Genomic DNA, 9,337 nt, shown 5'->3' with positions numbered 1-9,337 from the left:
CCGCGCCAGATGTGAAAACCACCCCGGCCCGCCCCCCCCGCGCGGCCCCCCCGCGGGGGGCCCCGCGCGTACTGCTCCCTGGAGATGGTGGTGGTGGTGACGTGGCAGCCATGGTGAAGCGCGGCATACACCGCGAAGCCACCCCAGCCGGTGCCGATCTCGACCACGCGGTCACCCGCCTTGAGCTGCAGCTGCTCGCAGATGCGCGCCAGCTTGCGCTGCGAGGCCACTTCCAGCGTGTCGCCCGGTTCGGCGTACAACGCCGACGAATACATCAGGTCGCGGGACAGGAACAGCGAGAAGAACGCATTGCCCAGGTCGTAGTGCGCGGCGATGTTGCGGCGGCTGCCTTCGCGGGTGTTGCGGCGCAGCCAGTTCCAGCCCTGCAGCAGCCAGCCGCCCAGCCGCGCCGGGCCGCGCTCCATGCCATCCAGCAGTGCGCGGTTGCGCACCAGCAGCTGCACCAGCCCCACCAGGTTGTCGCAGCGCCACTCGCCGCGGATGTAGGCCTCACCGGCACCCACGCTGCCCTGCGCGCCAACAGCGCGGTAGAAGGCCGGGTTGTCGACCCACACGGTGACCTGCAGCGGTGCGTCGGCATCGCCGAGGGAGACATCGCCCAGCGCATCGCGCAGCTGCAGCCGCCCACCCTGCAGCGGGGCCAGCTGTGCCAGCAGGCGGCGGCGCAGGAACGCTTCCAGCGTGCTGGGCACGGGCAGGGCAAGCGGTCGGGTCATGTCATTCATGGGTGCTTTCCAGCAATGGAAGGGTGGTCGTGGACGGGCGTGCGCTTGAGCCACAGCCGCAGCGCCTGCCAGTGGATGGCCGCCACCACCTGCACCGTCATCAGCGGGTGGCGCAGCAGCACGCGGGCCAGGCCGGGGCCGGTGAGGGGATGGCGCTGCAGGGCCAGGTCGGCATCGAACTGGCGCGCGCCGTTGCGCCATACCTGCATGTGCACGTGCAGGTCATCGCCCGGCGCGGTGAAGCGCCAGCGGTATTCGCAGTCCATCGGCAGGAACGGAGATACGTGGAACTGCTTGTCGAAGGTCCAGGCCAGCGCGCGGCCGTGCGCGTCGGCCTGCGCCACCGGCAGCACGTAGGCATGGCGCTCCTGCCACGGCGTGTTGGTGATCTCGGCCACGATGCACTCCAGCGTGGTGCCATCGGCGGCGTAGCAGTAGTAGAAGCTGACCGGGTTGAAGATGTGCCCGGCGTGGCGCAGGTGCGCGAGCATGCGCACCGGCCCAAGGGGCGCATGGCCCAGCGCCTGGGTGATGCGTGCGCGTACCGCATCGGCCAGCGGTTGGTCCGCGGCGCCCAGGTAATCGCTGCGGCGGAACTCGGCCAGGTTGCGGCGGTTCACCGACCAGAACCAGCGCCCGTCAAACAGGTGGTCCAGCTCATCCAGGTCGATCAGCAGCTGCGCGATGGGGTAGTCGAACGCGTGCGGCTGCGGCGCATGCCTGCGGTGCTGCATCCTGCCGCGATAGATCGCACTGGCACTCATGCCGGCACACCCTGCGACAGCGGCCAGTAGGCTTCGGCATCCAGCGACTGCAGCGCCTCCACCACCCGGCGCGCGCTGCGGATGCCGTCTTCGTGGAACCCCCAGCCCCAGTAGGCGCCGGCAAACCAGGTGCGGCGGCGCCCCTGCAGTTCCGCCCAGCGCCCCTGCGCGCGGACCATGGCGTGGTCATGCACCGGGTGGGCGTACTGCATCCGGCGCAGGATCTTCTCCGGCGCAATCGCATCGGTACGGTTGAGCGTCACCACCAGCGGCGTGGGCGTCTCGATGCCCTGCAGCAGGTTCATGCAGTAGCTGACCGTGCACGGTGCCAACGGGTCGCGCGGCACGTGTGCGTTCCATTCCGCCCACGCCTTGGGGTTGCGTGGCAGCAGGCTGGCATCGGTATGCAGCACCACCTCGTTGGGCTGGTAGCGGATCGCGCCGAGCACGCTGCGCTCGGTGGGATCTGCATCGGACAACAGCGCAAGTGCCTGGTCGCTGTGGCAGGCCAGCACCATCTGGTCGAAGCCTTCCAGCCCATCGGCGGTGAGCACGCGTACCCCGTGTTCCTGCCGCTCCACGCCCAGCACCCGGCATTCCAGCCGCTCGCGTACCCGCCAGCGTCGCCGCATCGCCTCCACGTAGCGCGCCGAACCGCCCTGCACCACCCGCCACGCCGGGCGCCCGGTCATCTGCAGCATCTGGTGGTTGGCCATGAACTGCACCAGGTAGCGCGCCGGGAAGTGGGCCAAGGCCTGGGTTGGCGATGACCACAGCGCGGATGCCATCGGCAGCAGGTGCTCCTGGATGAAGGCCTCGCCGTAGCGGCCCTGCTTCAGGTACTCGCCCAGCGACGGCCCCGCTTCCCCACTGCGCAGCAGCGCAGGCGCCTCGCGATAGAAGCGGCGCAGGTCTGCCAGCATCCCCCAGAAGCGCGGCGACAGCAGGTTGCGGCGCTGGCAGAACAGGGTATCCAGCGTGGTGGCGTTGTATTCCAGCCCACTGCGTTCGCTGTGCACCGAGAAGCTCATGGTGGTGGGCTGCGAAGCCACGTTGAGTTCTTCGAACAGCGCGGTCAGCAACGGGTAGTGCTGCGGGTTGAACACGATGAAGCCGGTATCCACCGCGCGGAGGCGGCCATCCACCTGCACCATCTGGGTGTGGGTGTGGCCGCCGAGGTAATCATTGGCCTCGAACAGCGTCACTTCATGGCGCTGGCTCAGCCACCACGCGCTGGCCAGCCCGGCGATGCCCGATCCGATCACGGCAATGCGCATGTCAGTGCTCCGCCTTGGCCAGCACCCAGGCCGGCACCGGTTTGAGGTCACTCACCAGGCGCAGCGCAGCCATCGCGCGCAGGCCGTACCAGGTGATGTCCACTTCCCACCAATAGAAGCCCTGGCGCACCGTGCCCGGGAAGAAATGGTGGTTGTTGTGCCAGCCTTCGCCGAAGGTGAGCAGGGCCAGCCACAGGTTGTTGCGGCTGTCATCGCCGGTATTGAAGCGGCGGCGGCCGAAGCGGTGTGCCAGCGAATTGATCGTCACCGTGGCGTGGAACAGCACCACCGTGGAAATGAAGAAGCCCCACACCAGCATCTGCCCGCCGCTGGTGCCCAGGCCCGGCGCAGCGTGTTCCAGCAGTGCGCCAAGCCCGTAAAGCGCGCCGGCCAATGCCACCGGCACCAGCGTGTCGAAGCGGTCCAGCCAGCGCAGCTCCGGGTACTTCGCCAGGTCCGGAATGCGCGCCCAGTCGGTGCGGAAGCCCTCAGTGGTGAGGAACCACCCCATGTGGCTCCACCAGAAGCCATGCACGGTGGGCGAATGCGGGTCGGCGGCGGTTTCGGTGTGGCGGTGGTGGTTGCGGTGGTGCGCGGCCCACCACAGCGGACCGCGCTGCACGCTGGCCGCGCCGATGAGCGCGAACACGAACTGCACCACGCGCGAAGTGCGGAAGGTGCGGTGGGCGAAGTAGCGGTGGTAGAACGCGGTGATGGCGAACATGCGCACCGCGTACAGCGCCAGCGCCACGCCCACCGCCACCCACGACACCCCCACCCATATCACCGCCAGGCAGGCCAGGTGCATGCCCACGAAGGGAATCGCCCGCAGCCAGTCCACCCGGTTGCCGCTGCCCTCGGCCGCCGGCGCGGCGGCGCCGGTATCGAACCAGCGCATCACGGTGGCCCAGCGGCCGCGCGGGGCGCGGGCGGGTTGGTCGGGGGTGGAACGGGACAGCATGTCGCGCGTCTCCTGAGCGGTTCATCAGGAGATACGCAGGCTCGCGCCGTTTGGATGCACCCCTTCCGAAAAATAATTCCGGAAGGGGTGGCCGTTACAGGTTGGCGATGTCGCCCTTGGCGATGATCGGGCCGGTCGGAATGCCCTGCGGCGCGCCGCCGGACGGTTCCAGCGTGATCGCCAGCACCGAGCCGTTCACAAGCACATCACGCAGCGCATCGGGCACCGCCACGGTGTGGGCACGGTTGATCGATACCAGGCCCAGCGAACGCGGCGCACCGCCGGCCGGAATCAGCCACAGCTCCGGTGCGCGCCCGGCCGAATCGGCCGGTGCGGGGACGGGCACCATCAACACCTTGCCCTGTGCCTTGTCGACCGAGGCCAGCCAGCCGGGCGTGCCATCGTCGTGCAGCAGCGGGGTGACCGGCTTGGTCGCCTGCTCCGGCTCGGCCGGGGTCGGCGCCGGGGTGACGGCCACCGGGGTGGACGGTGCGGTGGGCAGCGGCTGGCGGTTGAACACCGCCACCAGTGCCAGCGCGGCCGCCAGGGCAGTCATGCCCTGCCAGAAACCGGTGCGCTGCCAGAGCTTGGGCGCGGCGGTCACCGCCGGCCAGCCCAGCTCGCTGCGGATGCGCGGCCACAGGTGCGACGGTACCGCTTCGCTGCCCAGTTCTTCCAGCAGCGGGGCCAGCCGCACCTGCCATTGCTCGACCAGCCGGGCGAAGCCCGGGTCGGTGGCGATGCGGTGTTCGATCCTGAGGCGCTCGGCGGCGTCGTGCACGCCCAGCACGTATTCGCCGGCCAGGATGTCGGCGCTCGGCGGCTGGCCGTCGTCTAGTTCGTGAAGGTCGCGGATGTTCATCGTTCGAGGCACACCCGCAGTTGGCCCAGCCCGCGCCGGATCCAGCTCTTCACCGAGCCCAGCGGCGAACCGATGCGGCGGGCCAGTTCTTCATAACTGGCGCCGTGCAGGAACGCATTGCGGATCAGCGATCGGCGGCGCGGTTCCAGGGTATCCAGGCAATCATCCAGGCGCTCGCGGTCGGAGGCATGCTCGGCCGCCTGCGCCGGCTGCGGCGCGAAATCGGGAATTTCTTCGGCCACCGACAGGTCATCCAGCGGCCGCGGCGGTGCCGAGCGCAGGCGGTCGATCGCGCGGTTGCGCGCCATCATCGAAAGCCAGGTCATGGCCGAGGCCCGCGTGGCATCGAACTGGGTGGCCTTGCGCCAGACCGTGGTGAAGACATCCTGCAGGACCTCTTCGGCATCGCGGCGGTCGCGCAGGGTGTGCAGGCAGATCGCGAACAACCGGCCCGAGGCCAGCTGGTAGACCGACTCGAACGCGTGGCGGTCGCCCTCGGCCACCTGGACCAGAAGCCCGTCCAGGCGTGCTGACGCGGCGGTATCGGAAGCATCCAGCTCAGGCATCGCAGGCTCGGTGTCGGCAGGTAGCAAGCCTGCATGGTCGTTGCTCCTGAGGGCGGCTGCAAGGGGGTATTCATGGGTCGCATGTCTTCACCAATGCTTGCCCCCGCGCCGTGGCAAGCTCGGCCGCGGTAGCGGCTACGGGCGGGGAGGGGAACTCCACGCGCACCTGCGGGTAGCGCCCTTTGTGGTCGCGCACGTTGCCGGTGCCGGTGAACTGCAGCAGGCGCTGGTCGGCGCTGGCATAGATGAGCGTTACCGCGGGCACCGCGAAGCCGAACCACGCATCGAGCTTCATCTGCAGCTGCTGTGCGGGCTGGCCTTTCCAGGTGAGCGCGCCGGTGCGCTGCAGCTTCAACGGCACCAGCCGCTGGCGACTGGGCAGCAGGAACTGGAATGCCACGGGCTGCCCTTCGAGCAGGTCTGCCCAATGCCGCCGCACGGCCGCATCGAAGCCGGCATCAACCACCGCGCCGGAGGGCACCTCCAACTTGCGGCTGACCGGGGTGGCATCCGAAGTGGCACGCACATACACCGTGCGCGCCGCACCATTGCCGCGCACGCCTTCCTGGTACCCGTCGCGGCCGTCTTCCAGGGCGAAGTCCGGCGTCTGCGGGCTGCCCTGCGGCGTCATCCACTTGCGCGCGAAGGCCCGGCCATCGGCGCAGCGGTACAGCACCAGCCGTGACAGCGCCTCCGGCGGCCCCTGCAGCCAGTGGGTCTCGAGGTAGAGCAAGGCCCCGCCATCCGCAGCGAAGGCGCGCCCTTCCTGCCGCTGCACGGTTTGGGCAGGCGCCAGCAACGGGCACAGCAGCAGAAGCAGTCCAGCCGAGCTGATGGGGAGGCGGCGCATGCCGGTTTCCATGGGAGGTTGCTGGAGAGATACGCGGCAAGTGGGTTGGCGGATGCACCGATAGATACTTTCGATTTGAACTACTACCGTCAGACGGTAGTATTCAGGTCAACGATCTTTGGGACTGCTCCCATGCGCTCCATCCCTTACCCGCACCCCGGCGAGATCCTGCAGGAAGAATTCCTGACCCCGTTCGGATTGACCCAGTACCGGCTGGCCAAGTCGATCGACGTCAAACAGACGCGGATCAGCGAGATCATCGCCGGGCGTCGGGGCATCACGGCCGACACGGCACTACGGCTCGCGCGGTTCTTCGGTACCAGCGAGGGTTTCTGGATGAACCTGCAGATGTCGTACGACGCAGCCAAGGCGCGCGACGAGTTGGCCGACGTGCTTGCCCGCATTGAACCGTACCAGCCCGCCGCCTGAGCGCGGATCGCGTTGCCTCCCCTTGACCGCCGCCGCAACTCGGCCTACCTTGTGCTCGCCGAAGGTATCCATCTCTTCATGCAGATGAAGGGATGGGTTTAAACGGGAATCCGGTGACGGTGCCTTGCGCACCCATTCCGGAGCTGCCCCGCAGCGGTGAGTGGAAACGAAACCTGCCAACAGCACTGGGCCTAGCGCCTGGGAAGCGGCAGGAAGTAGGTGGGCCCCGTGCCCGTGTCCATCAGCCCGAATACCGGCCCCGGCCGGAGGACACGACCGTCCTCTGATTCGACCTGGAACGTCCGCGGGGAGGTTGCCGGGGCCTGCCGCCATGCGTTCTGCGTGGCGCTGCCCCCGTGCGTCCGCTTCACGGCATCCGGTTCGCCCGCGGGGGCGAAGGTCGCTGGCGGGGCGGACACGGCAGCAATGGCGTGGGTGCCGCGCAGTTCCTTCGTTCCTCAATGCCGCTACTGCAATGAGGACACGTTCCATGACCACTGTTACCAACCTGGGTTTCCCCCGTATCGGCGCCAAGCGCGAGCTCAAGCGCGCGCTGGAAGCGTACTGGTCCGGCCAGAGCAGCGCCGAAGCGCTGCAGGACACCGCCACCGCCCTGCGCACCACGCACTGGCAGCTGCAGCGCGATGCCGGGGTGGATGTGCCGCCCAGCAACGACTTCAGCCTGTACGACCAGGTGCTGGATGCCGCCTTCCTGTTCGATGCCATCCCGGCCCGCTACCGCGCGCTGGCCGATGCCGATCCGCTGGCCGGCTACTTCGCCATGGCCCGCGGGCTGCAGCGCGATGGCTTCGACCTGCACGCGCTGGAAATGACCAAATGGTTCGACACCAACTACCACTACCTGGTGCCCGAACTACAGGCTGGCCAAGGCTTCGCGCTGCGCGGCGACAAGCCGCTGGCCGAGTACCGCCAGGCCAAGGCGCTGGGCATCGAAACCCGCCCGGTGCTGATCGGGCCGGTGACTTTCCTGCTGCTGTCCAAGACCACCGATGGCAGTCCGGCGCTGGACCTGCTGGATGCGCTGCTGCCGGTGTACCTGCAGCTGCTGGGCCAGCTGCAGGCCGCCGGCGCGCAGTGGGTGCAGCTGGATGAGCCGGCGCTGGTGCAGGACCTCAGCCCGGAAGCGCGTGCCGCCTTTGAACACGCCTATGCGGTACTGGCCACCGCCGCCCGCCCCAAGGTGCTGGTGGCTACCTATTTCGGTGCGTTGGACGACAACCTGGAACTGGCGGCCTCGCTGCCGGTGGATGGCCTGCATGTGGACCTGGTGCGCGCGCCCGAACAGCTGGATGCGGTGATCAAGGCCCTGCCCGCCGGCCGTGTGCTCTCGGCCGGGCTGGTCAACGGCCGCAACATCTGGCGCACCCACCTGGACAACGCACTGGTGCTGGCCCGCTACGCCCACGGCCAGCTGGGCAGCGACTTCCTGTGGCTGGCGCCATCGTGTTCGCTGCTGCACAGCCCGGTGGACCTGGCGCATGAGAAGAAGCTGGACGACGAACTTCGCGGCTGGCTGGCGTTCTCGAAGCAGAAGCTGGAAGAGCTGCGCGTGCTTGCCGATGCGATCGACGTGCCCGCCCGCGCAGAAGCCGCGCTGGAGCTCTCGCGCGAGCGCATCGCCTCCCGCAAGCGATCCCCGCGCGTGCACAACCCCGCCGTGGCCGCACGCCTGGCCGCACTGATTCCGGCCGATGCGCAGCGCCACAGCCGCTACCCGCAGCGCCACCTGGCCCAGGCTGCCGCCCTGAAGCTGCCGCGCTTCCCCACCACCACCATTGGCTCCTTCCCGCAGACCCTGGAAGTGCGCGAAGCCCGTGCCCGCAACAAGTCCGGCACCCTGCCCGACGCCGACTACGATGCCTTCCTGGCCAGCCAGACCGAGCACTGCGTGCGCATCCAGGAGCAGATCGGGCTGGACGTGCTGGTGCACGGCGAGTTCGAGCGCAACGACATGGTGGAGTACTTCGGCGAACAGCTCGAGGGCTTTGCCTTCACCAAGAACGGCTGGGTGCAGAGCTACGGCTCGCGCTGCGTGAAGCCGCCGGTGATCTACGGCGATGTGACCCGCCCGCAGCCGATGACCGTGCGCTGGTCGCAGTACGCACAGTCGCTCACCGACCGCCCCATGAAGGGCATGCTGACCGGCCCGGTGACGGTGCTGCAGTGGTCGTTCGTGCGCGATGACCAGGCCCGCGCCGATACCTGCCGGCAGATCGCGCTGGCACTGCGCGATGAGGTGCTGGACCTGGAGGCGGCCGGCATCGGCGTGATCCAGATCGACGAGCCGGCCATCCGCGAGGGCCTGCCGCTGCGCCGCGCGCAGTGGCGCGAGTACCTGGACTGGGCGGTGGAAGCGTTCCGGATCAGCGCCAGCGGCGTGCGCGATGCCACCCAGATCCACACCCACATGTGCTACTCCGAGTTCAACGACATCATCCACTCGGTGGCGGCAATGGACGCCGATGTAATCTCCATCGAGACCTCGCGCTCGCGCATGGAGCTGCTGGATGCGTTCGTGCGCTTCCAGTACCCCAACGAGATCGGGCCGGGCGTGTACGACATCCACTCGCCGCGCGTGCCGGACAAGGAGGAAATGCTCTCCCTGCTGCGCAAGGCCGCCGAAGTGCTGCGCCCCGAGCAGATCTGGGTGAACCCGGACTGCGGGCTCAAGACCCGTGGCTGGCCGGAGACCCGCGCCGCGCTGGAAGCGCTGGTGGCGGCCGCACGGCAGCTGCGCGATGAGAGCGCAGACGCCAACGCCGCCTGATTCCCTTTCCGTTGCACAAGGGCCCCGCCGCCCCCCGTGGCCGCGGCGGGGGCGCTGGGTGTGCCCCTGGCCCCGTTGATTGGGCCCCCCCGAT

The 9,337-nt window shown here is 68.8% G+C and carries 9 protein-coding genes and 1 riboswitch; of the genes, 2 read left to right on the top strand and 7 right to left on the bottom strand.

The annotated features are described in order from the left end of the window. From QMX79_RS18230 to QMX79_RS18200, 7 genes are all read right to left on the bottom strand, one after another. Window positions 1–746: class I SAM-dependent methyltransferase (locus QMX79_RS18230; RefSeq protein WP_282248033.1), on the bottom strand; the 746-nt coding region annotated here is incomplete at its 3' end. Continuing rightward, window positions 743–1,510, bottom strand: coding sequence for a DUF1365 domain-containing protein (locus QMX79_RS18225; protein ID WP_282248032.1), 768 nt, complete (start codon window positions 1,508–1,510; stop codon window positions 743–745). The genes QMX79_RS18230 and QMX79_RS18225, both read right to left, overlap by 4 nt. After that, the gene (locus QMX79_RS18220) at window positions 1,507–2,787 is read right to left on the bottom strand and encodes an FAD-dependent oxidoreductase (RefSeq protein ID WP_282248031.1); all 1,281 of its coding nucleotides are present in this window, start codon (window positions 2,785–2,787) and stop codon (window positions 1,507–1,509) included. Before QMX79_RS18220 ends, QMX79_RS18225 begins: the two co-directional genes overlap by 4 nt. 1 nt (window position 2,788) lies before the next feature. Further along, window positions 2,789–3,685 (bottom strand): acyl-CoA desaturase, encoded by an 897-nt coding sequence (locus QMX79_RS18215; RefSeq protein WP_282248034.1) that lies wholly within the window; start codon window positions 3,683–3,685, stop codon window positions 2,789–2,791. A gap of 157 nt (window positions 3,686–3,842) precedes the next feature. Next, on the bottom strand, window positions 3,843–4,610 hold the full coding sequence (locus QMX79_RS18210; RefSeq protein ID WP_282248030.1) for an anti-sigma factor: 768 nt from the start codon (window positions 4,608–4,610) through the stop codon (window positions 3,843–3,845). Further along, on the bottom strand, window positions 4,607–5,176 hold the full coding sequence (locus QMX79_RS18205; protein WP_282248029.1) for a sigma-70 family RNA polymerase sigma factor: 570 nt from the start codon (window positions 5,174–5,176) through the stop codon (window positions 4,607–4,609). The genes QMX79_RS18210 and QMX79_RS18205 overlap by 4 nt, the downstream gene beginning before the upstream one ends. Window positions 5,177–5,246: 70 nt before the next feature. Continuing rightward, a complete protein-coding gene (locus QMX79_RS18200; RefSeq protein ID WP_282248028.1) occupies window positions 5,247–6,026 on the bottom strand; it encodes a hypothetical protein in 780 nt (259 codons plus the stop codon). 132 nt (window positions 6,027–6,158) lie between these two features. Here QMX79_RS18200 and QMX79_RS18195 point away from each other — a divergent pair, with 132 nt between their 5' ends. Further along, a complete protein-coding gene (locus QMX79_RS18195; protein WP_282248027.1) occupies window positions 6,159–6,455 on the top strand; it encodes a HigA family addiction module antitoxin in 297 nt (98 codons plus the stop codon). 45 nt (window positions 6,456–6,500) lie between these two features. Further along, a riboswitch (cobalamin riboswitch) is annotated at window positions 6,501–6,732 on the top strand. Window positions 6,733–6,945: 213 nt separating this feature from the next. Next, the gene (gene metE, locus QMX79_RS18190) at window positions 6,946–9,243 is read left to right on the top strand and encodes a 5-methyltetrahydropteroyltriglutamate--homocysteine S-methyltransferase (RefSeq protein ID WP_282248026.1); all 2,298 of its coding nucleotides are present in this window, start codon (window positions 6,946–6,948) and stop codon (window positions 9,241–9,243) included. Window positions 9,244–9,337 lie beyond the last annotated feature (94 nt).

Source organism: Stenotrophomonas sp. PS02300 (genome assembly GCF_029959395.1).
Lineage (GTDB): Bacteria > Pseudomonadota > Gammaproteobacteria > Xanthomonadales > Xanthomonadaceae > Stenotrophomonas > Stenotrophomonas maltophilia_AD.
This window is presented reverse-complemented; position numbering and strand designations above follow the sequence as displayed.